Origin of the sequence: Bradyrhizobium sp. BRP20 (assembly GCF_020194215.1) — a bacterium.
GTDB classification, from domain to species: Bacteria; Pseudomonadota; Alphaproteobacteria; order Rhizobiales; family Xanthobacteraceae; genus Bradyrhizobium; species Bradyrhizobium yuanmingense.
The window spans coordinates 81,288-106,040 of sequence record NZ_JADYVY010000005.1; the positions used below are offsets into that span (position 1 = coordinate 81,288).

Genomic DNA, 24,753 nt, shown 5'->3' on the forward strand with positions numbered 1-24,753 from the left:
GCGCCCTTTGGGAGGACTGGCTGATGCGTGGGGTTCTTGCTTTGACCGCGTTGTTGACGCTTGCCGGCGAAGCCGCCGCGCAGACCAAGGGCAAGGGCATAAGGCTCTGGAATCTCACGACGGAGACCATCTCCGGCTTCCAGCTCGCACCCGCCGGCAAGACCGACTGGGGTCCGAACCAGTGCCTGAATGACAAGGACAAGGAGGTCGACCACGACGAGCGGTTGCGCATCACCGGCGTCGAGCCCGGCCGCTACGACGCCAGGGTCAGTTACCCCAATGCACGGCAGTGCGTCGTCCGCGATATCGAGATCAAGGCGGATGCAGTGTTCTCGATTGCGGACAAGGATCTGAAGGACTGCACCAAGTAGCGTTCGAACCGATTCTGGCAGCTCACGCCTTGTCGTTCGGGTGCGGATATTCGCAGCGCCACTTCACCGCGTGCCACTTCGGATGCTCACCGACCCATTGCGCGATATAGGGCGGCGCGGCCATCGCGCATTGCCGCGGCGACCCGGAATAGTGGAACACCAGATGCCGCTCCTCGCAGGTCGCAGGCGAGAGCACCGCGCACACAGTCACCACCAGGTCAATCGGGTTCATGCCGGGATCCTCTCGCAAGGGGGCGATGGAGAGATTAGCACATGAAGCTACGCGCGAAGGAGGGGGAAGTTTCATAGCGCCGAAGCCTCGTCATGGCCGGGCTCGGCCATCCACGCCTTGCCTCGTGGAACAAAGAACGTGGATGCCCGGGCCGTCGCCTCGCCGAAGCGGCTTCGGCCGCGTAGCCGGGAGAAGCCCGAGCATGACGACCTTCCGTGTTAGAAGTTCACGCCGAACACCAATCGCGCCTGATGCCGCTCGAAATTGACGAGGTCGAGATTGCCGCCTGAGCCGGCCGGGCGCCCCCAGGCCTGCATGCTCCAGCTTGCGGTGAGCCGGGAACGCTCGGAGAGCTGGAAATAGGCGGTGGGGCCGACAAACAGGGCCTGGCCTGAGAACTCGCTAAGGCCGATGCCCTCATATTGCCGGAAGTAGCGCATCTCGCCGCCAAGCAGCACATTGGGCCGCACGCGAACCAGGCCGGCAAACGCGGCCCCGATCGTCGAGCTCTTCTCGGATGCCCCTCCAATCTCGAAGCGCGCCCATTCCGGCTGGTAGATCAGGTTGAGGGCGCCGATCGCGAAGTTCGGAATGAGTTCGCGATCGAAGGCGAGCGTAAATTCGGTGCCGTACATCCGCCCTTTCGCGCCGCTGGTCTCGTCGATGCGGTCGCCGTGGAGCTCGGCCGCAATCGTGAAGCCGAATGGTGCGCGCTCGCGGTCGAGCAGGCGATAGCGCAGGTCAAGCGAGATGCCCTGGAAGTTGAACTGGCGGCGGTCGTCGATATCAGGGACGCCGGTGATGTGGTGCAAGCTGGCGGTGCCGCCGACCTCGACACGAAAATTCGGCAGCGGCACGACCTCGATCTCGACCTCATGTTCAAGGGCGCGATAAGCGCCCCCGCCTTTGCCGAAGCGCCCCGTCGTCTGGGTCTGGAATTCGCGCTCGCCGACATTGCCGATATCGGTGCCGATCATGAAGCCGAAGATGTGCTCGGTATCAAAACCTGCCTCGGCGCTGCTGCGCGCCGGCGCCAGCACGATCGCGCACACGATCACCGTCCAGAACTTGCAGGCTCTGCCGCCCATCCCGTGCCCCAAAGGCGCGCGCCGCTGTGATGCGGCAGCAGCGCTGACCGGGCGTCAGCGTAACACACTGCCGCAGAGCACGGTCGAAATTTTGCGGGGAAAGAATTGAAGCCCCTCCACGTGCGGCTTTCGCGCGATCCGCAAAGCATGGAGCACGGCGAGGCGCAGATCCGACACTGCCACGGCTCCGACGGCGTTTGCCATTGAAGCCGCGGCAGGTCGTCGGTCTTACTTGCGCGAGGCGCAGGCGTACATGTTGATTTCCATGCCGACCGGCACTTCCACGATCTTCGGAGCTTTCCAAGCCATTCGGGTCTCCCAAGGTATTGAGCGCGACATCGCGCGGCGAAAAACCTAGGGCTGCGTCGAGTGCAGTTCAAGCCTCGATTCGACTGCCGTCACGTCTGTGCCGATACTTCGCGGCCGCAATTTCTCTCTCGGACAAAGCAAGTTCCCTCCTGGTCAAACACGACCAGCGAGACACCGCCTTGTGCAATGCACCGCGCGTCCAATCGACAACGGTGCCGTCAGCAGTCCTTGTCGGCCATTTCGGCATTCGGCTTGGCGCCCGCGGCGCGCTGAGCCGCCGTCGGCTCGCTCTGCATTTGCCGCTGCGCATCCTCGGACGACGCCGGCGATTCACCGCTGGCCCGGTTCATCGTGCTGGTCGGCGGATGCTGGCTGCTATCGCTCGCCGAACCGGACGTGTGCGATTGCGCGGAGCCCACGGTGACAGGGCCAGAACCGGCATCCTTGTCGGTCTTGTCGGTGCTGGCGCTGCCGGTGTTGCAGGGACCGGCGACCGCAACCCCGGCGCTCAGCGTCAGGATTGCGCAGGCAGCAAGAAGGGAACGCTTCGTATTCATTTGCATCTCCTTTTCTCCCGCAGCGCAGCCCCGGCGCCGGCAGGACATGCGGAGAAACAGGCCGAGCAGCCCGATGTTCCCGAGCGTCAGGCCGGAATGATCGCAAACGTTACGCCCGTCATGCCCGTTCCGCTTGCGGCGCTTCACCGGAGCAATCGTACGAGCGCGCGCCCGGCACGCGAATTCAGCTCCTTCGCATCCAGCGTTCCATCCTTGTCGGGATTGGCTGCGTTGAAACGCTGCTCGACCACCGACAGATATTCGTCGAGGGTGAGGGTCCCGTCGCGGTCGGGGTCTGCCGCGGCGAGTTCTTTCGCGCTCAACCGTCCACGCAATTCGCGCGCATCGAGCGTGCCGTCGCGATCGGGATCGAGCTTTGCGAACGAGGCGGCGGCCACCTTCTTCACCTCGGCAAGATCGAGCGTGCCGTCATTGTCGGTGTCGAACAACTTGACCGCATTGCCGGAGGCCGACCACGCCGGACCGGCCGAAAGTGCAATCACAAGTGCAAGGGCAATCGAGCGAGCCGAAATCATCGAGACCTCCCTGACATAGCCCCCAGATCAATGGGGCAGAGCCGAGATAAACCCGCAAGCGGCCCTCGGTTCAAGTCCGGACCTGCAACTTGCGCGCGCCACAACCGGTAGAGATGCATTGCCCTGCTCCCAATAGTGCTTCGCGTCGCGGAATTTCTCAGCGTCTGCGCACAAGTTTGGAGTTGCCTTTGTCAGGTTTCCGTCAGGTGACCGCCGACGATATCGGCACGGCAGTTACGACTTTCGTATTGACGCGTTTTGGTTTCCGACGGAGTGTTGCAGCCGCAGCGTCAAAAGGCGCGCATTTTGGGAGGAACGGATGAAACGCTTTGCGATGGCCGCGAGCCTCGTCATGCTTGCGTCAACCTGTGCAAATGCACAAACCACCGAGCAGCTGGTCAAGGGTGCGACCGACACATCGAACGTTCTCAATTACGGAATGGGCTACAATCTCCAGCGCTTCTCGACGCTGAAGCAGATCAACAAGGATACGGTCAAGAATCTCGTCCCAATCTGGAATTACAGCTTCAATGACGATCGGAGCGAGGAATCACAGCCAATCGTCTATCAGGGCGTCATCTACGTCACCTCGCACAATGCCACGATGGCGGTCGATGCCAAGACCGGCAAGCAGATCTGGAAGAGCAAGATCGAATATCCGGCGGAGACGCCGCGAATCGTCTGCTGCGGCATCATTAACCGCGGCGTCGCGATTCACGAGGGCAAGCTGTTCCGTACGACGCTCGATGCCCACGTGGTTGCCATCGACGCCAAGAACGGCAAGGAGCTGTGGCGGCAGAAGGCAGCCGACATCAAGGAAGGCTATTCGATGACGGTGGCCCCGCTCGTTGCCGACGGCGTCGTCATCACCGGCATTTCCGGCGCCGAATTCGGCACCCGCGGCTTCATCGACGGCTGGGATCCGGCGACTGGCAAGCATCTCTGGCGAACCCACTCGATCCCCTCGCCGGACGAGCCCGGCGGCGACACCTGGAAGGGCGACACCTGGAAGCTCGGCGGCGGCTCGACCTGGATCACCGGCTCTTATGACCCCGAGCTGAACACGATCTATTGGGGCACCGGCAATCCCGGCCCGTTCAACTCGGCGGTGCGCCCCGGCGACAATCTCTACACCTGCTCCGTCCTGGCGTTGGATCCCAAGACCGGCAAGATCAAGTGGCACTACCAGTTCTCGCCGAACAATCCGTTCGACTACGACGCCGTGGCCGAGATGGTGCTCGCCGACGTGAACATCGAGGGCAAGCCAACCAAGACGCTGATGAATGCCAACCGCAACGGCTTCTTCTACGTGCTCGACCGCACCAACGGGAAGCTGCTCGCGGCTAATCCTTACGTGAAGGTGAATTGGGCGACCGGCATCGACATGAAGACCGGACGTCCGATCGAGACCGACATCTCGAAGGACGCACGCGAGGGCAAGAAGGTGACGGTCTATCCCTCGATCCTCGGCGGCAAGAACTGGGAGCCGATGTCGTTCAATCCGCAGACCGGCCTTGCCTATGCCAACACGCTCGCGTTCGGCGGCAGGTACAAGACCGAGCCGGTCACCTACAAGCAGGGCGAATGGTACCTCGGCATGGACCTGACCGACCTCTGGGAATACGGCGACGGGCCGCGCGGCCATCTCAAGGCTATCGATCCCATGACCGGCAAATCGAAATGGGAAGCGCCGAGCGACATTCCGCGCTTCTCCGGCGTGCTCTCGACGGCCGGAGGCGTCGTATTCTCTGGCGCGCTGACCGGCGAGTTCGAGGCCTTCGACGCCGACACCGGCAAGAAGCTCTGGCAGTTCCAGACCGGCTCCGGCATCGAGGGACAGCCGGTGACCTGGCAGCAGGACGGCGTGCAGTATGTCGCCGTGACGAGCGGCTATGGCGGCGTCTACTCGCTGTTCTCCGGCGACGAGCGGCTTGCCAACGTGCCGCCCGGCGGCTCGCTGTGGGTCTTTGCGGTCAAGCAGTAAACACGGGTACGATGCTGAAAGTGATCTCTCACAAGACGGCGGCGATGATCGCCGCCGTCGCGGTGCTCTCGGTCGCGCATGCGGCGACCGCCCGCGCCGATGACACCACCGGCAATACCATGCAGGCGCAGATCGACCATGGTAAGTCGACCTACGCCTCGAAATGCTCCCACTGCCACGGCCCCAATCTGATGAATTCCGGCACCGTCACGCCGGATCTGCGTGCCATTCCCGACGACAAGACGCGCTTCGTCACCACGGTGAAGAACGGCAAGAACAACAAGATGCCACCCTGGGCCGACATTCTCAGCGACGACGAGATCGGAAACCTCTGGGCGTTCGTCTCCAGCCGGAGGAAGCCATGAGGGGCCGGCGCGTTGCCTGGAGCGCTGCGGCCGTTCTGTCCGCGATGGCGTCGGTCGCTCTCGCAGCCGACGATCCTCTGAAGGTCTGTCTCGACGAGGACCGGCCGCCGCTCTCGGTGCATCGCCGCGACAAGCCGGATGCCGGCTTCGACGTGCTGCTGGCGCAGGCGATCGCCGAGCGGATGGGACGCCCGCTGAAGATCCAGTGGTTCGAGAGCAGGCTAGATGAGGATTCGAGCCCGCAGCTCGAGGCCAATGCGTTGCTCTCGGACGGGCGCTGCTCGCTGGTCGGCGGCTACGCGCTGACGCAGGATTCGCTTGTCGCACCCGGGATGAAGACGGCGCGCTTGCCGGGTTTCGCCGGCGCCACGCGCGACGATCGGCGGCGCCGCGTCCCGCTCGGCGTGCTCGCGCCGAGCCAGCCCTACATCTATTCGCCGATGACGGTGGTGCTGGGGCCAAAGGCCCGTGGGCGCAAGGTCGGCGACATCGGCGATCTCGCCGGCCTTCGTCTCGCCATCGAAAGCGGATCGCTCGGCGACGCCATCCTGATGACCTTCGACAAGGGGCGCCTGATCGACAACATCACCCATCTCGTCCCCGGCCGCGACGATCTCCTCGGCGGACTCGAGCGCGGCGACCATGACGCGACGCTGATCGATCTTGCCCGCTTCGACGCCCATCGCGCCGCGCACCCGGACACGGCGATCACGGCGTCCGGCTACTATTATCCGATCGGAGCCAATCGCGGCTATGTCGGGCTCGCCAGCGATGGCGCGCTGATCGCGGCCGTCAACAAGGCGCTGACTGAGCTCACGGCTTCGGGCAAGATCGCCGAATTCGGCAAGCAGGCCGGCCTCACCTATCTGCCGCCGCGCGAGCCCGCGATCCTCGGCGATGTCTGGACGAAGATCATCCAGCGGTGAGGCTCCCGCGGCCCGAACGCAGTGCGAGCCAATGCGCCAATCTGTCTCGCCTGCGGCCCATGGCAGCGACGGCCTGATGCAGTAGGTTCGGCAAAAATCAGGGAGAGAATCATGTCCGCCAAGCTCGATCGCCGCCACTTCATCGCCGCCGGTACCAGTGCACTGGCGATGCCGTTCGTCGCGCGCGGCGCATCGGCGCAGGGCGGCTGGCCGGCGCGGCAAATTCGCATGATCTGCAGCTATCCCGCCGGCGGCCAGACCGACCTGCTCGCGCGCGCCTATGGCGAGTTCATCTCCAAGCAGGTCGGCAAGACCGTCGTCATCGAGAACAAGCCCGGCGCCTCCGGCGCGATCGGGACGGCGGAAGTCGCCCGCGCCGAGCCCGACGGCCACACCATCCTGTGCTCGATCTCGACCACCTACATCATGAACCGGGTGGTGATGAAAAATCCCGGCTACGACATGGACAAGGATCTGACGCTCGTCAGCGTCATTCCCGGCGCGGGCCTGTTGCTGGTCGCGAACCCGAAAACCGGGGTCAAGACGCTGGAGGATTTCGTCGCCTTCGCGCGCAAGAGCGGCAAGGTGAATTTCGGCACCTACAGCGCGGGCTCGGCCCCGCACATGACCGTCAACGAGCTCAACAAGCAGTATGGTCTCAACATCGAGCCGGTGCATTATCGCGGCGAGGCGCCGATGTGGACGGGAATGCTGGAAGGCACCCTCGATGCCGCGATGGGCAGCTACACGGCCGCGCAGTCGGTCCTGCAAAGCGACCGCGGCACGGTGTTCGCCGTGCATTCGAAGAAGGTCGATGCGATCCCCGCGATCAAGACCCTTCCCGAGCAGGGCGCGACGTCGAAATTCTTCACCGTGAGCGGATTTACCGGCTGGGCCGTGCCCAAGGCGACGCCGCAAGCCGTCGTCGACCGCCTGGCCGAGCTCTGCGTCGCCGCCAACACCGATCCGAAAGTGAAGGAGGTTCTCTCGACTTTCGTGCTCGAGCCCGCAATCGGCTTCAAGGAGACTAATGCGCTGTACCAGCGCGAGCTGCCGATCTGGATCGAGAGCGCGAAGTCGTTGGGCCTCGAGCCGGCCTGATCAGAAAGTTGGGCGCATCAGGAGGACGGCCTCGCCGCTTCTGGAAAAACCGCGTCTAATGCTCGCCCGAGCTCGCCGCGCCCTGCTGTGCCTTGTGGATCGAGGACGGCACCACGCCGAAGTATTTTCGGAACACCCGGCTGAAATGCGATGAGCTGGAGAACCCCCAGGAGAAGGCGACGTCGGTAATGGTCTTGCCGGCGTGGGCCTCGAGCTCCTGGCGGCAGTTCTGCAGCCGCGCCTGCCAGATGTAGTCGCTCACCGTGGTGCCGCGCTCCGAGAACAGCATGTGCAGATAGCGCTTGGAGCAACCGAGCTCGGCCGAGATCTGGTCGATGCACAGATCCGGGTCGCGCAAGTGCTCCCGGATGAAGAACTGCGCGCGCACATACATCGCTTCGGGCCCGACACGATCGAACATCGTGTCGGCTTCGCGCAACGGCAGCAGCAACAGGTCGATCAGCGAATCGGCGACGCCGACCGCGCTGTTGGCCGACAGCTTTGCCGCCTCGTCGAAGGTGGCATGGACGAAATCGTGGGCGATCCGCCCGGTCCCCGTCTTCGCCGTCAATTTGCACGCCGGCATCCGCTGCGACGGGAATCCGCGGTCGCGCAGCAGCGCCTTCGGCACGATCACCACGTCATGACGGGTAAAGGCAGGACTGATGATCGAATGCGGACAGGAGACGTCATAGGCGATGATGTCGCCCGGATTGATCTCGATGTGACGGCCTTCTTGTTCGAAATAAGACACGCCGTAGGTCTGGAAGTGGATCTTTATGTACGGGTGTTCATTGGCCTTGGCGCGCGCCAGCGTGTGCGCGATGCGATGCTGGCTGACCTCGATCTGGCAGAGCTTCAGGCGCGAGACCGTGGTGTAATCGATGCGACCTTCGAGCGAGGACGCTTCCAGCGGATCGACGTCGAAATGCCCGCACAGGCTCGTGAGCCCGTCGATCCAGCTCTGGATCTGCCGCTTCGGCGTCATTCCGGTCGTCGAGAGCGTGTGAATGGTGTCGGACATTAATCCAGCCACTGATTTGATCCGGAGGTTCGGCGCGAATCGCAACCAGCGCTGCCGGAGCCCTCAGCCGTGATTGCGTGACGTTTACCTCGCATTTGAGCGGTCTCTTGCAACGAGCGCCATCGTTCCATTGCCACTCTTGAAACTTAATCCTCCGCCTTAGTTGCAGCGCCGTCAAGGGGAACCTGAGCGCCGAGGCCGGCCTCGAGGGCGCACCGAAGCCGCTGAATTCGCTACTGCAAAATCAAAATCTTCACCTCCGTGCGCTGTCGAGCAAACCGCCTTCGCTCTTGGGCAAGTTTCCCGATGGCGAAGCCGTTAGGGATTGCGGCAGGAACAACAAGAACGGGCCGCTCCTGCACGTGGACCCGTGGCTCTCATCAGGAGGAGGAAACAGCACAGCATCGTTTCTGGTCCCCATCGTGACCGCCCTGCACGAGCAGACGCCGGACGAGAAGCCCGGCGATTGAGCAATGCTTCGGAAATAATAAACGAGACCAACGGAGGAATGACTATGCGCAAGGTGCTTCTGGCGACCTGTCTTGGTTCGGCGGCGGCTCTCGCCGTCGGCAGCGCTTCAGCAAATGACGAGCTGATCAAGATGTCGCAAAACCCCAAAGACTGGGTGATGCCGGCGGGCGACTACGCCAATACCCGCTATTCGAAGCTAAACCAGATCAACGCACAGAATGTCGGGAAACTCCAAGTTGCCTGGACCTTCTCGACCGGCGTACTGCGTGGCCACGAAGGCGGCCCGCTGATCATCGGCAACATGATGTACGTCCATACGCCGTTCCCGAACAAGGTCTACGCCATTGACCTTTCGCAAGAGAACAAGATCGTTTGGAAATACGAGCCGAAGCAGGATCCCAACGTCATCCCCGTTATGTGCTGCGACACCGTCAACCGCGGCCTGTCCTATGGCGACGGCAAGATCATCCTGCATCAGGCCGACACCAACCTCGTCGCGCTCGACGCCAAGACCGGCCAGGTGGCCTGGTCGGCAACCAACGGCAATCCCGCGAAGGGCGAGACCGGCACGTCGGCCGCGCTGGTCGTCAAGGACAAGGTCCTGGTCGGCATCTCCGGCGGCGAGTTCGGCGTGCAGTGCCATGTCACCGCATACGACCTCAAATCCGGCAAGCAGGTCTGGCGCGCCTATTCCACGGGCCCGGACGATCAGATCAAGGTCGATCCGGCGAAGACGACCTCGCTCGGCAAGCCGGTCGGCCCGGACTCTTCGCTGAAGTCCTGGCAGGGCGATCAGTGGAAAATCGGCGGCGGCTGCACCTGGGGCTGGCTCTCCTACGATCCCGCTCTGAACCTTGTCTATTACGGGTCGGGCAATCCCTCGACCTGGAACCCGAAGCAGCGTCCCGGCGACAACAAATGGTCGATGGCGATCTTCGCCCGCGATGCCGACACCGGCATGGCGAAGTGGGTCTACCAGATGACGCCCCACGACGAATGGGACTATGACGGCGTCAACGAAATGATCCTCAGCGATCAGCAGATCAACGGTCAGAACCGCAAGCTGCTGACGCACTTCGACCGCAACGGCCTCGCCTACACGATGGACCGCGAGAGCGGCGAACTGCTGGTCGCCGAGAAGTACGACCCGAAGGTGAACTGGACCAGCGGCGTCGACATGGACAAGAACTCGCCGACCTACGGCCGTCCCAAGGTCGTCGCACAATACTCGACCGAGCACGGCGGAGAGGACAAGAACACAAAGGGCATCTGCCCGGCCGCGCTCGGCACCAAGGACCAGCAGCCGGCAGCCTACTCGCCGGACACGCAGCTGTTCTACGTTCCGACCAACCACGTCTGCATGGACTATGAGCCGTTCAAGGTGAGCTACACCGCGGGTCAGCCCTATGTGGGTGCGACGCTCTCGATGTATCCGCCGCAGGGCGAAAGCCACATGGGCAACTTCATCGCCTGGGACAACAAGACCGGCAAGATCGTCTGGTCGAACAAGGAGCAGTTCTCGGTCTGGTCGGGTGCGCTCGCAACCGCCGGGGGCGTGGTGTTCTACGGCACGCTCGAAGGCTACCTGAAGGCGGTCGACGCCAAGACCGGCAAGGAGCTCTACAAGTTCAAGACTCCCTCGGGCATCATCGGCAACGTCACCACCTATGAGAACAATGGCAAGCAATACATTGCCATTCTCTCCGGCGTGGGCGGCTGGGCCGGCATCGGACTGGCGGCAGGCCTGACCGACCCGACCGCAGGCCTCGGTGCGGTCGGCGGCTACGCGGCCCTCAGCAACTACACGGCGCTCGGCGGTACCCTGACCGTGTTCTCGCTGCCGAACTAAACCCGTCAGCATCGCTCCGGCGCGTGGATCGCTCCACGCGCCGGCTCGTCTCCACCGAATGCCGACCGAGGAACAATCTCTTGCGTCAAATCTGCTCTGTCATTGCTGTGATGATGATCTTCGTTGTGTCCGGAGGAAGCGCGGTCGCAGAGGGTCCGGGCGACCCGACCGCCGTGAAGAAGGAAGACGACGGAAAGTGGCTCGATAAGGACGGAAACCCGACCTACAAGATTTCGGCCGACGGCACCGTGGACTGGTTCACCTACTCCGGATACCGCCGCTATCATTCGGACTGTCACGTGTGTCACGGCCCCGACGGCATGGGATCGACATACGCGCCGGCGCTGAGGGATTCCGTGAAGTCGATGAGCTACGGTGACTTCCTCGGCGTGGTCGCCTCCGGCCGCAAGAACATCTCGGCCGCGCAGGAGAACGTCATGCCGGCCTTCGGCGACAACCCGAACGTCGCCTGCTACATGGACGATCTCTACGTCTATCTCCGCGCGCGCTCCACCGACGCCTTGGGCCGGCAGCGTCCTGCGAAAAAGGAGGAGAAGACGGAGGCCTATACCCAGGCTGAAGACGCCTGCATGGGCAAGAAATGAACGTTACGAGGGCTGCCAGGACTACTTCTTGGCGCCTGATGAGAATTTGAGGAGCTACCGATGAAGACACGTGCCGCCGTTGCTTTCGAAGCCAAGAAGCCGCTCGAGATCGTCGAGGTCGATCTGGAAGGCCCGAAGGCCGGCGAAGTCCTAGTCGAGATCAAGGCGACGGGCATCTGCCATACCGACGCCTACACGCTCGACGGCTTCGACAGCGAGGGAATCTTCCCGTCGATCCTGGGACATGAGGGAGCCGGCATCATCCGCGAGATCGGCCCCGGCGTGACCTCGGTGAAACCGGGCGATCACGTCATCCCGCTCTACACGCCGGAATGCCGGCAGTGCAAAAGCTGCCTCAGCCAGAAAACCAATCTCTGCACCGCGATCCGCGCGACACAGGGCAAGGGCGTGATGCCCGACGGCACCAGCCGTTTCTCCTACAAGGGCAAGCCGATCTACCACTACATGGGTTGCTCGACCTTCTCGAACTTCACCGTGCTGCCCGAGATCGCGGTCGCCAAGATCCGCGAGGACGCGCCGTTCGACAAGAGCTGCTACATCGGCTGCGGCGTCACCACCGGCGTCGGCGCCGTCGTCAACACCGCCAAGGTGACGCCGGGCTCCAACGTGGTCGTGTTCGGCCTCGGCGGCATCGGCCTCAACGTCATCCAGGGTGCCAAGATGGCCGGCGCCGACAAGATCATCGGCGTCGACATCAACGATTCCAAGGAGGAATGGGGTCGCAGGTTCGGCATGACCGACTTCGTCAACCCGAAGAAGATCACCGGCGACATCGTTCAGCACCTCGTCGGCCTCACCGACGGCGGCGCCGACTACACCTTCGACTGCACCGGCAACACCACCGTGATGCGCCAGGCACTGGAGGCCTGCCATCGCGGCTGGGGCACCTCGATCATCATCGGCGTCGCCGAGGCCGGCAAGGAGATCGCCACCCGCCCGTTCCAGCTCGTCACCGGCCGCAACTGGCGCGGCACGGCCTTCGGCGGCGCGCGCGGGCGAACCGACGTGCCGAAGATCGTCGACTGGTACATGAACGGAAAGATCCAGATCGATCCGATGATCACCCACGTGCTCAAACTCGAGGAGATCAATAAGGGCTTTGATCTCATGCACGAGGGCAAATCCATCCGTTCAGTCGTCGTGTTCTAGCTCGAAAACGTCACACCAAGGAGGATCGACCATGACTGTTGCACTCCATCCCTCGATCGACAACGGCATCAAGCAAGGCAGCGGCAGCTTCGCCGGCGGCACGCTGGCCTGCAAATGCAGCGACCACCCGGTGAAGGTCGGCATCAAGGGCGACGTCGCCCACAATCACGCCTGCGGCTGCACCAAGTGCTGGAAGCCGCAGGGCGCGACCTTCTCCGTCGTCGCCGTCGTGCCGCGACAGAACGTCACCGTGCTCGAGAACGGCGACAAGCTCCAGATCGTCGACCCCTCCGCGGTGATCCAGCGTTACGCCTGCAAGGCCTGCGGCACGCACATGTACGGCCGGATCGAGAACAAGAACCATCCGTTCTACGGCCTCGACTTCATCCATCCCGAACTGTTCCAGGAGCAGGGCTCGCAGGCGCCGCAATTCGCCGCCTTCGTTTCCTCCGTGATCGAATCGGGTGTGAAGCCCGAGCAGATGGCCGGCATCCGTTCGCGGCTGAAGGAGATCGGCCTCGAGCCCTATGACTGCCTGTCCCCGCCCCTGATGGACGCGATCGCGACCCATGTCGCGAAGGCCAAAGCCGCTTAGGAAGACTGCCTGGACGCCCGCCTGAACTGGCCGGCCGCCGGATCTTGGCTACACCATCTGGAGCTCGCTGGCGTTCGTTGCCGCCAGCGAGCCTCACGGGTCCCCGCTGCCGGGACCACCGCGGCGCGATGCCGCCGCTTCTGCACCACGCGTGGGTGAGGACCATCGGCTCCTCAGTCCTGGTCTCTGAATGACTGCGCAGGACCGTCCGCTTCCTGCTTGAAGTTCGCGGTGCTCTGCGTTCTCCCTCCCTCGACTGAGGCCTACTGCTTCGTCCGTTCGGTGCAGCCGGCGGACGAAGCTTTTTTCGTTGCGTCCATTTGATACGCAACGTGGCGGATGACGCGCCCTGCTTTTGACAAACCGTCGATGCAATCTTTTCCCGGTGAGAACACTCGGCTGTGAACGCCGGGTCGGCGCGATCTCTGCTAAGGTCGCGCCGTCACGATGCCGCACGACGTACAATCAATTAAGAAGAAAACGGGAGGTATCGGGCACATCCAGACATCGCTAGCTGCGTTCCTGCCTCCTTCCGGGATTTGCCCGCGCGGGACCACGGCGGGATTGGCGAGACGACGCACGAACCGTCGCCGGCCGGCGTCGGCGGACTTTGAATTTGGCATGCTTATGAAGAGCGAGGCACGATCATGATCAAGGTGAAGATCAACGGCCAGGAACAGAGCTGGGACGGTGACCCGGATCTCCCGCTACTCTGGTTCCTGCGTGACGAGGCCGGGCTCACCGGCACCAAATACGGCTGCGGCCAGGCGCTGTGCGGCTCCTGCACGGTCATCGTCGACAAGCAAGCGGTGCGCGCCTGCATCACGTCCGTCAACGACGTCGCCGGACGCGAGGTCACCACGATCGAAGGGCTGCATCCGAACGGCGATCACCCGGTGCAGAAGGCGTGGCGTCAGGTCAACGTGCCCCAATGCGGCTTCTGCCAGGCCGGCCAGATCATGCAGGCCGCGGCGCTTCTGATGGAGAATCCCAAACCCTCGCACGACCAGATCCGCGAGGCGATGGCCGGCAACATCTGCCGTTGCGGCTGCTATCAGCGCATCGAGAACGCCGTCCATCTCGCATCGACGGGAGTGTGACATGAACTTCATCGACAATCCCCGCAAGCTTCGCGGCTTCGAAAAGCACATCAAGGTCGAGAAGGTGTCGCGCCGCAGCATCCTGAAGGGGCTCGGCGTCACCGGCGGCTTCGTGCTCGCCGCCCCCGTGATGTCGCGCCAGGCGCTCGCCTATGAGACCGGCGCCGGCAAGATGCCGCATGGCGTCGTGGTCGATCCGCGCGTGTTCGTTTCGGTAGGCGCGGATGGCATCGTCACCATCGTCGGGCATCGTTCGGAAATGGGCACCGGCGTGCGCACCAGCCTGCCGCTGATCGTGGCCGAGGAGATGGAGGCCGACTGGTCCAGGGTCAAGGTGCGGCAAGCCCATGGCGACGAGGTCAAGTTCGGCAACCAGGACACCGACGGCTCGCGCAGCACGCGGCATTATCTGATCCCGATGCGCCAGATCGGCGCTTCGGCTCGCACAATGCTGGAGCAGGCCGCGGCCAAGCGCTGGGGCGTGCCGGCGACCGAGGTCAAGGCGGTCAACCACGAGGTCGTGCACAGCGCCAGCGGGCGCAAGCTCGGCTTCGGCGAGCTCGCTGCCGACGCCGCCAAGGAATCGGTGCCCAGCATCGAGGGCCTCAAGCTGAAGGACCCCAAGAACTTCCGTTATCTCGGCAAGGGCCAGATCGGCATTGTCGATCTCCACGATATCACCACCGGCAAGGCGAACTACGGCGCCGACGTGCGGCTGCCCGGCATGAAATATGCCGTGATCGCCCGTCCGCCGGTGACCGGCGGCAAACTGGTCAAGTTCGAGCCGGCGGAGGCGCTGAAGGTCCCCGGTGTCGAGAAGGTGATGCAGGTGCGCGGCTGGCCGTGGCCCTCGAAATTCCAGCCGCTCGGCGGCGTCGCGGTGATCGCGCGCAACACAGGCGCGGCGATCAAGGGCCGCGACGCGCTGAAGCTGACCTGGGACGACGGTCCCAACGGCAAGTACGACTCCGTCGCCTACCGCAAGGAGCTCGAGGAGGCCTCGCGCAAGCCGGGGCTCGTGCTGCGCAAGGAGGGCGATGCGGACGCTGCCCTGAAGAGCGCCGACAAGGTGATCGTCGGCGAATATTACCTTCCGCATCTCGCCCATGTCGCCATGGAGACGCCGGTGGCGGTCGCGGACGTCAAGGGCGACAAGGCCGAGATCTGGGCGCCGGTTCAGAGCCCCGGCGGCACCCGCGAGGACGTCGCCAAGACGCTCGGCATTCCCGAGGCCAACGTCACGGTCAACGTGACCCTGCTCGGCGGCGGGTTCGGACGCAAGTCGAAATGCGACTTTGCGCTCGAAGCCGCGCTGCTCTCGAAGGAGCTCGGCGCGCCGGTGAAGGTGCAGTGGACGCGGGAGGACGACATCCACAACGGTTTCCTGCACACCGTCTCGGTCGAGCGGATCGAGGCCGGCCTCGACAAGAGCGGCAAGGTGATCGCCTGGCGCCACCGCAGCGTAGCTCCCAGCATCGCCTCGACCTTTGCCGCCGGCACGGTGCATCAGGCGCCGTTCGAGATTGGCATGGGCCTGGTCGATATGCCGTTCGAGATCGCGAACATCTCGTGTGAGAACCCGGAAGCCGCGGCGTTCACCCGCATCGGCTGGTTCCGCGCGGTCTCGAACATCCCGCGCGCCTTCGCCGTCCAGTCGATGGTCGGCGAGATCGCGCAGGCAACGGGCCGCGACCAGAAAGACATGCTGCTCGAGCTGATCGGCTCGCCTCGCATCGTCAAGCCCAACGTGAAGGACCTCTGGAATTACGGCGAGCCCCAGGACAGCTACCCGATCGACACCGCGCGCCTGCGCAAGGTGGTCGAGCTGGTCGCCGAGAAGGGCGAATGGGGACGAAAGGTGCCGAAGGGCCACGGTCTCGGCATCGCCGTGCACCGCAGCTTCGTCAGCTACATCGCGACCATCGTCGAGGTCGCCGTCGACGACAAGGGCAAGCTGACGGTGCCGCGGGTCGACACGGCGATCGATTGCGGCACCTATGTCAACCCCGAGCGCATCGCTTCGCAGATCGAGGGCGCGGCGATCATGGGGCTCAGTCTCGCCAAATACGGCGAGATCACCTTCAAGGACGGCAAGGTGCAGCAGAAGAATTTTGACGACTTCCAGGTCGTCAGGATGGACGACTCGCCTGTGGTGACCAACGTTTACATCGTGCCGCCCGGACCCGACACGCCGCCGAGCGGCGTCGGCGAGCCCGGCGTTCCTCCGTTCGCGCCAGCCCTGATCAACGCGATCTTCGCAGCGACGGGAAAACGCATCCGCGCGCTTCCGATCGGCAAGCAATTGGAGGCGTGAGACGGAACCGAAGTGCGAGGCGGAACACAAGCCGCCTCGCGCCGTTTCCATCGATCTGACAGGAGCAGATCGATGACCAACATCTCAAGTGCGCTCGCAGTCTCGCTGTCGGGCGCCTTTCTTTTGACCGCCGCGGGCGCATTCGCCCAGAGCAACACGACGCCGCCGACCACCGCGACGCGCCCCACCGGCCCCGACCAGACTTCGCTGCCGAACGCCAACGCCCCACCCGCCTCCGCCACCCAGACCACCGGGCAGCACAATCCGGATCCCAAGATTCGCGAGATGAACCAGAAGGAGAAGGACAAGGTCGAGCGCGAGGGGAAGTAGTTATCTGGCGCTGCAAACAAATGCGGCGGATGTTGCCATCCGCCGCATTCGCCACCCCCCGCTGCTCCGCTTCTTTCGATCCGCCCGCGGAGCTATTTCTTCAGCGCGAAGACCCAGACGACGCCGCCCTGCGGCACGTTGGCTTCGATGCCGATATTGTTGGTCACGAGCGCATCCTGGATGCGCTGCGCGTCGACGCCCCAGCCCGACTGGATCGCGATGTACTGCGTGCCGTCGATCTCATATGACACCGGCATGCCGACGATGCCGGAGTTGGTCTTCTGCTCCCACAGCAGTTCGCCCGTCTTGGCATGGAAGGCGCGGAAATAGCGGTCGTTGGTCCCGCCGACGAAGACGAGATCGCCAGCGGTCGCGGTGACCGATCCGAACAGATGCGACTTGGGGAAGTTGTGCTGCCAGACCTTCTTTCCGGTTGCGGGATCCCAGGCCTGGAGCTCGCCAAAATGATCCGCGCCCGGCTTTGTCTTCAGGCCGATGTCTTCCGGCTTGGTGCCGAGCCAGAGCTCGCCCGGCTTGAGTGGCACTTTCTCGCCGGTAAAGCCGCCGCAGAAATTCTCGTTGGCAGGCACGTAGACGAGGCCGGTCCTCTGGCTGTAGGCCGCCGATGGCCAATCCTTGCCGCCCCACAGCGAGGGACAGAACTCGACGCGCTTGCCGATCACCGGCTTGTGCGCTGGATCCACGATCGGCTTGCCGGTCTCGTCGATGCCCTTCCAGACGTCAGTGAAGACGAACGGCCATCCGGCGACGTAATTGATCTTGGTCGGAGTCCGCTCCAGCACCCAGAAGATCGCGTCGCGGCCGGGATGGACCAGGCTCTTGATGGTGCGGCCGTTGCGTTGCAAATCGATCAGCATCGGCGCGTCGACCTCATCCCAATCCCAGGAATCGTTCTGGTGGTATTGGTGATAGGCCTTGATCTTGCCAGTGTCGGGATCGAGCGCGAGCACCGAGGCTGTGTAGAGATTGTCGCCGGGATGCGAGTCGCCGGGCCATGGCGCGGCATTGCCGACACCCCAATAGATCGTCCTGGTCTCCTTGTCGTAATTGCCTGTCATCCAGGCCGACCCGCCGCCGTTCTTCCAGTCGTCGCCTTGCCAGGTGTCATGACCGGGCTCGCCTTCACCGGGGATGGTGTAGGTCCGCCACAACTCTTTGCCCTCCTTGGCATCATAAGCAACGATATAGCCACGCACGCCGAACTCGCCGCCGGAGCCGCCGACAATGACCTTACCGTCGACGATCAAGGGCATCAGGGTGAGGTACTGCCCCTTCCTGTAGTCCTGCACCTTCGTGTCCCACAGCACCTTGCCGGTCTTGGCATCGAGCGCGACCACGTGGTCGTCCGTGGTGGCGAGGTAGAGCTTGTCCTCCCACAGACCAACGCCGCGGTTGGTCGGATGCAGCTGGAACAGATCGTCAGGAAGCTGCCGCTTGTAGCGCCAGTATTCGTCGCCGGTCTTCGCATTCAGTGCGATCACCTGGCCCATTGGGGTCGTCACGAACATCACGCCATTGTTGACGATCGGCGGGGCCTGATGGCCTTCGACCACGCCAGTGGAAAAGGTCCAGACCGGTGTGAGGTTCTTCACGTTGGAGGTGTTGATCTGATCGAGCGGGCTATAGCCGTGCCCGTCATAGGTGCGCCGGTAAAGCATCCAGTTGTGGGGCTCGGGGTTTTCCAGCCGCTGCGCGGTGACCGGAGAATAACTTTCGATCGGCCCCGATAGAGCGGCGGTTGAGGCAAGACACGTGAAGGCGACCAAGCCGGACAGTAACCATTGCTTCCTGATCATGGAAGTTTTCATGGACGTTCCCCTTTTCATCCGCTTGAATTCTTGTTGTGAATTCTTGTTGTGAATTCTTGTCGTTCGTCCCGTCTTCCGCCCTTCGGCGGTGGCGGCTAGTCGTGAGGCGGGCCCAGCCCGCAACCGTCCATCATCCTGGCTGTGTGCCACCTACCTTTCCCATGAAATTGCCGGCGACGCTGAGCGAACCGTCAGCGAGCGCCAGCGGCAGCGCTGCTAGCCGCCGCGGCGCCGGCCCGAACACGACCTGCGCGCCCGCGCGGGGATCGAATTCGGAGTTGTGGCACATGCACTTGAAAACCTCCTTGTCGCCGACATCGCTCTTCACCCAGGCGGTGACGGGACAGCCGGCATGCGAGCAGATCGCCGAATAGGCGATGATGCCGTCGACGGCGCGCGCGCGGGTCTTCTCGTCGAGGTCGGCGGGATCGAGCTTGATGATCAGAATTTCGTTGAGCCGCGAGGCGCTGCGCACCACCGATGTGGTGGGGTCCTTCGGCCAGGCATGGATCGGCGGTCCACCGACCCGTAGATCAGCCGCAGTGATGAGCTTTCCCTCCTGGTCACCTTCGGAGAAGACGAGCAGATCGCCTTTCTGCGGCCGCTCATCCGAGCCGGGCGGATCCTCACCTGCGCGGGCCCTGGTTGAACAGCCGAGACACGCCGTCGTCGCCATCGCACCGAGCAGCAGGGATCGCCGTGTCTGTTCGGTGCCCGCTTCGACGTCGGGTTCCGTAGCATTTTCGGAAGATGATGAATGGGTATCGAACGATGCGCGAGCCATGCCCGCTAGCAGGCGCTGGAACTCTGCCGAAAACAAGGCGAAGACTTGGCGCCGCAGTGCATCAATATGGCTTTGCTCGCGTTGATTGCGTAGGAGTAACTGCGTTCAAGCGCGTTTTCGCGATTTCTACATCGCGTTGCGCGAATGGCATGATGATTTCGCAGATCAGATCCGATGATGGAGGAATTGCTGCGACGCCACGATGCGATGCGGAATCCCACGCAGGCATCGTGTCCTTCACGACCTGAGCACGTGACGCGGCGAAGCGATGCGGCCCGCAAGTGTTGCCGACGCCATCTCAAAGCTGTCGGCGATACGACGCGCCTTGTCGATGAAGAGTGCAGCCGCCGCCGGCGGGCAGACCTCGCGCGCGGTCTGCTCGAACAGGTCGAGCCAGCGATCGAAATGGCCGCCGGCCAGGCTGAGCGGCAGGTGTGCCCGCATCGGCGAGCCATGATAGCGGCCGCTCATCAGCACTACCGACGACCAGAAATCCCTGAGCTTGGCGAGATGCTCGTCCCAATTCTGCACGACGCCGAAGACGGGCCCCAACAGCGCGTCCTCGCGCACGCGTCCGTAGAAGCGGGTGACGAGTTCTCCAATCATCTCCTCGGTGATCCCGGTTCGCTCGATCGCATCCTGGGTCAACAGGCTCCGGCGCGCGGCCGCAGCTTCCCGCTCGGCCTTCAGTCGATCCGACATGTCCTTTGCTATCCGTTCCGTTATCCCCGCAGGGCGCCCGTTCGACATTGTCGGGCCTATCGCACGCGGCGTCTTTGTCGCAGCGCAAATTGCGGGATCTGGCGGCGGACGCTAAGGCGCCCGCCGCCAATGCCTTCGTCAGGCGGAATAAGTGTAAAAGCCCTGCCCGGTCTTGCGGCCGAGATGGCCGGCATCGACCATCTCTTTCAGCAGCGGCGCTGGCCGATATTTAGGATCGTTGAAGCCCTTGTAAAAGACCTCCATCACCGAAAGCATGGTGTCGAGCCCGACGAGATCGGCAAGTGCGAGCGGCCCGATCGGATGGTTGCAGCCGAGCTTCATGCCCGCGTCGATCTCTTCCGCCGTCGCGATGCCCTCCTGGAGCGCGAAGATCGCCTCGTTGATCATCGGACAGAGGATGCGGTTGACGGCGAAGCCCGGGCTGTTCTTGGCCGTGATCGCCACTTTGCCGACGCGCTTGGCGAAATCCAGCGCCTTGGCATGGGTGTCGTCCGAGGTCTGCAGGCCGCGGATGAGCTCGAGCAGCGCCATCACCGGCACCGGGTTGAAGAAGTGCATGCCGATGAAGCGGTCGGGACGGTCGGTCGCGGCGGCGAGCTTGGTGATCGAGATCGAGGAGGTGTTGGTCGCGACCAGCGTGCGCGGCGACAGGGTGGCGCAGAGATCCTTCAGGATCTTGACCTTGAGCTCCTCGTTCTCGGTCGCGGCCTCGATGACGAGGTCGCAATCCGACAGCTTCGCCCGGTCCGTGGTGCCGGTGATACGCTTGAGCGTCGCATCGCGGTCGGCCGCCGACATCTTCTCTTTTTTGACCAGCCGCTCGAGGCTTCCGCCGACGGTCGAAAGGCCGCGGTTCACCGCCGCATCGGAAATATCGACCATTACGACCGAGAGGCCGGCGGCCGCGCAGACCTGCGCGATGCCGTTCCCCATGGTCCCTGCCCCGATGATGCCAACGGTCTGGATCATTGTGTCACATCCTTCATCCTTGCGGGCGCGCCAGTCGCAGCCCGGCTCCATTGTTCCTGCATTAGGGTCTAGCACCGCCATTGGGCCGGCGCGACCCGATCCTGTTCCTTAGCGCATCCGAGGCCGGAAGAAAGCCGCCCGCGGGGCCGCCAGGCGCCTCGATTGTCGGTCCCTGGCCGCGTTTACCGATCATCCTGAGCCCTTCTCCAACGGCTCCGGCGGGGCTGCCCACCCCCTCGCCCCTTGATTATGGCAGCGGCAGCAGCGAGAAGGGCGGCGCGGGGCTACCGCGGAACAGGGGCTTGCCCGAGACCGGATGAACGATTTCGCACGATCCATCGGTGCCGCCTTTGCGCTAATCGGCGACGCCGACACCGAGCTATTGGGCATCGTCGCCCTGTCGTTGCGGGTCAGCCTGACCGCCAGCATCCTGGCGCTCCTGATCGGCGCCCCCTTTGGAGCCCTGCTTGCGATCACCCGCTTCCGGGGACGCCAAATCATCATCATCCTGACCAATGCCCTGCTCGGGCTTCCGCCGGTCGTGGTCGGGCTCGCGCTCTATCTCTTGCTGTCGCGGTCCGGCCCGTTCGGGGCGGCGGGCTTGTTGTTCACGCCGGCCGCCATGGTGATCGCGCAGACGCTGCTGGCGACGCCGATCGTGGTGGCGCTGGTGCACCGGCCGGCAAGCCTGTTGTGGGCGGAGTATGGCGACCTGGCGCGGATCGACGGGCTGTCGGCCCTGCGCAGCATGGCCCTGCTGTTCGCGCTCGGCCGGACCTCGTTGCTGACGGCCTTTCTCGCCGCGTTCGGACGTGCCATCGCAGAAGTCGGTGCCATCATCATCGTCGGTGGCAACATCCGTGGCTTCACCCGCACGATGACGACGGCGATCGCGCTGGAAACCAGCAAAGGCGAGCTGCCGCTGGCGCTCGGACTCGGGCTGATCCTGCTCGCTCTCAGCGTCGCGGTCTCGACCGTCGCCTTCGTCCTAGTTGGGCGCGTTGGGGAAAAATAGCTGCTCGCCGCCGACCTTGTACCCGGCGATCGCTTGCTGCCCTTGCGGCGAAACCAGCCAGTCGACGAAGGCCTGTCCCTCCTTTGCCTTCACGTTCGGATGCTTTGCAGGATTGACCAGCATGACGCCGTACTGATTGAAGAGCCGCTTGTCACCCTCGGTCAGGATGGCGAGTTCGCCACGGTTCTTGAACGACAGCCAGGTGCCGCGGTCCGACAGGAGGTAGGCATTCGACGACGAGGCCATGTTCAGCGCCGGACCCATGCCCTGGCCGATCTCCCGGTACCAAATGTCCTTGCCGGCACTGAGGTCGACGCCAGCCTCCTTCCATAGTCTCAGCTCGGCCGCATGCGTGCCGGACTTGTCGCCGCGCGAGATGAACGGCGCCTTTGCGGTCGCAATCTTGCGCAGCGCCTCGGCCGCATCCTTGCTGCCCGAGATCTGCGCCGGATCGCTCTTGGGGCCGATGATGACGAAGTCGTTGTACATGACGTCGAAGCGCTTCACGCCCTGCCCTTCGGACATGAACCTGTCCTCGGCAGGCCTGTCGTGGACGAACACCACGTCGGCATCGCCGCGCCGCCCGATGTCCAGCGCCTGGCCGGTGCCGACGGCGACGACCTTCACGCCGATGCCTTCGGCCTTCGAGAACAGCGGCAGCAGATGACCGAACAGCCCCGACTGTTCCGTCGAGGTGGTCGAAGCCACGGTGATGGTGCGGTCCTGTGCGGATGCGATGGAGGAGTAGAGCAGGACCGCTCCGATGATGACAAGCTTCCTCATGCGACGTCCTCGGCCAGACAATGACGGTTCTGAATAGCGGCTCGCGGCGACGACGGGAACCCCAAGCTTGGATTGCAACGAGAGTTGATGCGGGCGGTGCACCTCGTCTGACAGAAAAAACGCGCCGGCGCGGGCTAGGCACGCCTGCAAAACAAGAAGTGAAAAAACAACCCCATGCACAGTAGCGATGGGGTTGAAAGGCTTGAGCATTTCGGTGTTGCCGAAGACGCGCTTGCGGCGTCGGGCAAAACAGGGGTATTATTGCATCATCGGCTGCTGTGCGGGTTGCGTAACTCGGGCGGATGCGCGCTGGATGCGCGGATGTTCTGCAATTGGTCCACCCTACATTGACACGGATGTGACGGCCGGGGCAGGTTTTCATATTGCTGACGAATCAGCGATTGCCTCACGCCGAGCACCTCTTGGACAACTCCCAGTGCTTTCGAGACTGATATCGTTGCTGCGCCGCATCCCTGCGGTGAATTGGGCGTTTTCCCGACTCCGGCCTGTGCCGCACAGCGGCAACATTGAGGTCGCGCCGGCCGCCACGGACGCTTCGCCCGCCATCATCGAAGACGTCGAGGTCCCGGCTCAAGCTCCAAGCGCCGAGATCAGCACCGCCCCGGTGCGCGACGACGCTGCCCCCGCCACCAAGGCTCTGGTCGCGGAGAACGATGCGGCTGTGTCTGTCGTCGCGGAGAATCCGTCCGACGAAATCCGTATCAGCGGGGACTCCTCTCCGGAGACCGTGACGGAAATCGAGGCGCCCGCGACGCCGCCAGCCTCCGAGGAGGCGCTGGCTGCATCGGTCGGTGCGGAGAGCGAGCCAGTTGCAGCCTCTGATCTCGCCATCGTTGATGATGATGCATCGCCTGCTGAGATTCCTGCAGAGGTCGACTCCGCCGTCGTAGAAGAGGTTGTGATTTCGTCAGCGGAGGTCGCGACCGCCTTGACTGATGTCCCTGATGTCATCATCGAGGCAGCCTCCTCGCCCGACGTTTCCGCTGCCGTCGATCCGGTCGCCGTCGAAGAAGTCGAGCTTCTCCGCGCCGAGGCCGATAGCGTCACGACTGATGCCTCTGAAGCCAGCGCCGACAGCGAACCGGCGCTCGTAGTCGAAAGCCCGCAAGTCCCTACAAACGATGTTCCGCTCGCTGCGGCGACTAACGACTCCTTGAGCGGTGTCACCGATATCGAGCCGGCTCCGGCTCTCGCGTCTCCTTCGCCAGAGATCCGCAACGTCCCGAAAGTTCGCGCGAGAGCCGCAGAGCCCGCCGACCGCGCGGCGCTGATCCGGCAGCGCTGGGCGGAGAGCGGAATCAGGATGTGGAATCCGCGGCTGCACGGCACCGGCGAAGCCGCGCTGAACATCCAGGGAAGCATCGGGCTGCTGCCCCCGGCACCCGGCGAGACAATGCCGCGCTACGACAAGCTGGAATTCAGGATGCTCGGCGGACAGATCGTCTGTGAGGGCGTGATCGTCGAGGCACCGGTTCAGGCGAGCCATCGGAGCTTCACGCAGCTTGCCGAGCCGCGGACCAGCGAGCGCGTCCGCGAACCGGCGCGCGAGCGCCAGGCCGTCCTCGCCTGATCCGACCGTGGCCATGTGCTAGGCTGATGTCGCGCATGGGCGATAGCAGGCGGTAGCTGCAGCGATTTCGGGCGACCTGTGCCTGAGACGTGCGCACGCTGCGGCCGGATATCCTTAACGGGACCTCACCAA

25 protein-coding genes are annotated in these 24,753 nt (G+C 63.7%); 14 read left to right on the forward strand and 11 right to left on the reverse strand.

Annotated elements, in window-relative coordinates:
• Window positions 1-23: 23 nt before the first annotated feature.
• Window positions 24-371, forward strand: a complete 348-nt coding sequence (locus tag I6F33_RS14055) for a hypothetical protein (protein WP_085969007.1) — start codon at window positions 24-26, stop codon at window positions 369-371.
• Window positions 372-393: 22 nt separating this feature from the next.
• On the opposite strand, the gene I6F33_RS14060 is transcribed toward I6F33_RS14055, so the two are convergent.
• The 5 genes from I6F33_RS14060 to I6F33_RS14080 form a co-directional block, all read right to left on the reverse strand.
• Window positions 394-603: a hypothetical protein gene (locus I6F33_RS14060; RefSeq protein WP_036007926.1), complete on the reverse strand. Its 210-nt coding sequence runs from the start codon at window positions 601-603 to the stop codon at window positions 394-396.
• Window positions 604-821: 218 nt separating this feature from the next.
• Complete coding sequence (locus I6F33_RS14065; RefSeq protein ID WP_051056922.1) at window positions 822-1,691, reverse strand: hypothetical protein; 870 nt, start codon at window positions 1,689-1,691, stop codon at window positions 822-824.
• 228 nt (window positions 1,692-1,919) lie between these two features.
• A complete protein-coding gene (gene pqqA / locus I6F33_RS14070; protein WP_008562446.1) occupies window positions 1,920-2,000 on the reverse strand; it encodes a pyrroloquinoline quinone precursor peptide PqqA in 81 nt (26 codons plus the stop codon).
• Window positions 2,001-2,218: 218 nt separating this feature from the next.
• Window positions 2,219-2,704, reverse strand: a complete 486-nt coding sequence (locus tag I6F33_RS14075; protein WP_225127670.1) for a hypothetical protein — start codon at window positions 2,702-2,704, stop codon at window positions 2,219-2,221.
• Entirely contained in the window at window positions 2,701-3,093 is a 393-nt protein-coding gene (locus tag I6F33_RS14080; RefSeq protein WP_036007934.1) for an EF-hand domain-containing protein, read from the reverse strand. Before I6F33_RS14080 ends, I6F33_RS14075 begins: the two co-directional genes overlap by 4 nt.
• 319 nt (window positions 3,094-3,412) lie before the next feature.
• Between I6F33_RS14080 and I6F33_RS14085 the strand changes: the two genes are divergently transcribed.
• From I6F33_RS14085 to I6F33_RS14100, 4 genes are all read left to right on the forward strand, one after another.
• Window positions 3,413-5,077 (forward strand): methanol/ethanol family PQQ-dependent dehydrogenase, encoded by a 1,665-nt coding sequence (locus I6F33_RS14085; RefSeq protein ID WP_036007936.1) that lies wholly within the window; start codon window positions 3,413-3,415, stop codon window positions 5,075-5,077.
• 11 nt (window positions 5,078-5,088) lie between these two features.
• On the forward strand, window positions 5,089-5,442 hold the full coding sequence (locus tag I6F33_RS14090) for a cytochrome c (protein WP_036007938.1): 354 nt from the start codon (window positions 5,089-5,091) through the stop codon (window positions 5,440-5,442).
• A complete protein-coding gene (locus I6F33_RS14095; RefSeq protein ID WP_225142967.1) occupies window positions 5,439-6,368 on the forward strand; it encodes an ABC transporter substrate-binding protein in 930 nt (309 codons plus the stop codon). Before I6F33_RS14090 ends, I6F33_RS14095 begins: the two co-directional genes overlap by 4 nt.
• A 111-nt stretch (window positions 6,369-6,479) precedes the next feature.
• A complete protein-coding gene (locus I6F33_RS14100) occupies window positions 6,480-7,469 on the forward strand; it encodes a tripartite tricarboxylate transporter substrate binding protein (RefSeq protein ID WP_036007944.1) in 990 nt (329 codons plus the stop codon).
• A 55-nt stretch (window positions 7,470-7,524) separates the two neighbouring features.
• On the opposite strand, the gene I6F33_RS14105 is transcribed toward I6F33_RS14100, so the two are convergent.
• Window positions 7,525-8,493 carry a helix-turn-helix domain-containing protein gene (locus I6F33_RS14105; protein ID WP_025037738.1) on the reverse strand — a complete coding sequence of 323 codons (969 nt, stop codon included), beginning with the start codon at window positions 8,491-8,493 and terminating at the stop codon, window positions 7,525-7,527.
• A gap of 514 nt (window positions 8,494-9,007) precedes the next feature.
• Between I6F33_RS14105 and xoxF5 the strand changes: the two genes are divergently transcribed.
• From xoxF5 to I6F33_RS14140, 7 genes are all read left to right on the forward strand, one after another.
• On the forward strand, window positions 9,008-10,813 hold the full coding sequence (gene xoxF5 / locus I6F33_RS14110) for a lanthanide-dependent methanol dehydrogenase XoxF5 (protein WP_036007949.1): 1,806 nt from the start codon (window positions 9,008-9,010) through the stop codon (window positions 10,811-10,813).
• 113 nt (window positions 10,814-10,926) lie between these two features.
• Window positions 10,927-11,418 carry a c-type cytochrome, methanol metabolism-related gene (locus I6F33_RS14115; RefSeq protein WP_036007993.1) on the forward strand — a complete coding sequence of 164 codons (492 nt, stop codon included), beginning with the start codon at window positions 10,927-10,929 and terminating at the stop codon, window positions 11,416-11,418.
• A 60-nt stretch (window positions 11,419-11,478) separates the two neighbouring features.
• Window positions 11,479-12,588: an S-(hydroxymethyl)glutathione dehydrogenase/class III alcohol dehydrogenase gene (locus tag I6F33_RS14120; RefSeq protein ID WP_027574628.1), complete on the forward strand. Its 1,110-nt coding sequence runs from the start codon at window positions 11,479-11,481 to the stop codon at window positions 12,586-12,588.
• 31 nt (window positions 12,589-12,619) lie between these two features.
• Window positions 12,620-13,183: an S-(hydroxymethyl)glutathione synthase gene (gene gfa / locus I6F33_RS14125; protein WP_036007953.1), complete on the forward strand. Its 564-nt coding sequence runs from the start codon at window positions 12,620-12,622 to the stop codon at window positions 13,181-13,183.
• A gap of 647 nt (window positions 13,184-13,830) precedes the next feature.
• Entirely contained in the window at window positions 13,831-14,283 is a 453-nt protein-coding gene (locus tag I6F33_RS14130) for a (2Fe-2S)-binding protein (protein WP_109142932.1), read from the forward strand.
• A 1-nt stretch (window position 14,284) separates the two neighbouring features.
• Window positions 14,285-16,597, forward strand: coding sequence for a molybdopterin cofactor-binding domain-containing protein (locus tag I6F33_RS14135; protein WP_225142969.1), 2,313 nt, complete (start codon window positions 14,285-14,287; stop codon window positions 16,595-16,597).
• Between the two features lie 72 nt (window positions 16,598-16,669).
• Window positions 16,670-16,927: a hypothetical protein gene (locus I6F33_RS14140; RefSeq protein WP_036007962.1), complete on the forward strand. Its 258-nt coding sequence runs from the start codon at window positions 16,670-16,672 to the stop codon at window positions 16,925-16,927.
• Between the two features lie 92 nt (window positions 16,928-17,019).
• On the opposite strand, the gene I6F33_RS14145 is transcribed toward I6F33_RS14140, so the two are convergent.
• The 4 genes from I6F33_RS14145 to I6F33_RS14160 all read right to left on the reverse strand — a co-directional run bounded on the left by I6F33_RS14145 (window position 17,020) and on the right by I6F33_RS14160 (window position 21,232).
• The gene (locus I6F33_RS14145) at window positions 17,020-18,744 is read right to left on the reverse strand and encodes a methanol/ethanol family PQQ-dependent dehydrogenase (RefSeq protein WP_085969009.1); all 1,725 of its coding nucleotides are present in this window, start codon (window positions 18,742-18,744) and stop codon (window positions 17,020-17,022) included.
• Window positions 18,745-18,886: 142 nt separating this feature from the next.
• On the reverse strand, window positions 18,887-19,540 hold the full coding sequence (locus tag I6F33_RS14150; RefSeq protein ID WP_036007969.1) for a ubiquinol-cytochrome c reductase iron-sulfur subunit: 654 nt from the start codon (window positions 19,538-19,540) through the stop codon (window positions 18,887-18,889).
• Between the two features lie 237 nt (window positions 19,541-19,777).
• Entirely contained in the window at window positions 19,778-20,242 is a 465-nt protein-coding gene (locus I6F33_RS14155; protein WP_036029348.1) for a group III truncated hemoglobin, read from the reverse strand.
• A gap of 138 nt (window positions 20,243-20,380) precedes the next feature.
• On the reverse strand, window positions 20,381-21,232 hold the full coding sequence (locus tag I6F33_RS14160; RefSeq protein WP_225142972.1) for a 3-hydroxybutyryl-CoA dehydrogenase: 852 nt from the start codon (window positions 21,230-21,232) through the stop codon (window positions 20,381-20,383).
• A 316-nt stretch (window positions 21,233-21,548) separates the two neighbouring features.
• Here I6F33_RS14160 and I6F33_RS14165 point away from each other — a divergent pair, with 316 nt between their 5' ends.
• Window positions 21,549-22,247: an ABC transporter permease gene (locus I6F33_RS14165; RefSeq protein WP_036007971.1), complete on the forward strand. Its 699-nt coding sequence runs from the start codon at window positions 21,549-21,551 to the stop codon at window positions 22,245-22,247.
• On the opposite strand, the gene I6F33_RS14170 is transcribed toward I6F33_RS14165, so the two are convergent.
• On the reverse strand, window positions 22,221-23,030 hold the full coding sequence (locus I6F33_RS14170) for a substrate-binding domain-containing protein (RefSeq protein WP_225133404.1): 810 nt from the start codon (window positions 23,028-23,030) through the stop codon (window positions 22,221-22,223). The two genes, I6F33_RS14165 and I6F33_RS14170, sit on opposite strands and share 27 nt — an antisense overlap.
• Before the next feature lie 457 nt (window positions 23,031-23,487).
• Here I6F33_RS14170 and I6F33_RS14175 point away from each other — a divergent pair, with 457 nt between their 5' ends.
• Window positions 23,488-24,621: a hypothetical protein gene (locus I6F33_RS14175; RefSeq protein ID WP_225142974.1), complete on the forward strand. Its 1,134-nt coding sequence runs from the start codon at window positions 23,488-23,490 to the stop codon at window positions 24,619-24,621.
• Window positions 24,622-24,753 lie beyond the last annotated feature (132 nt).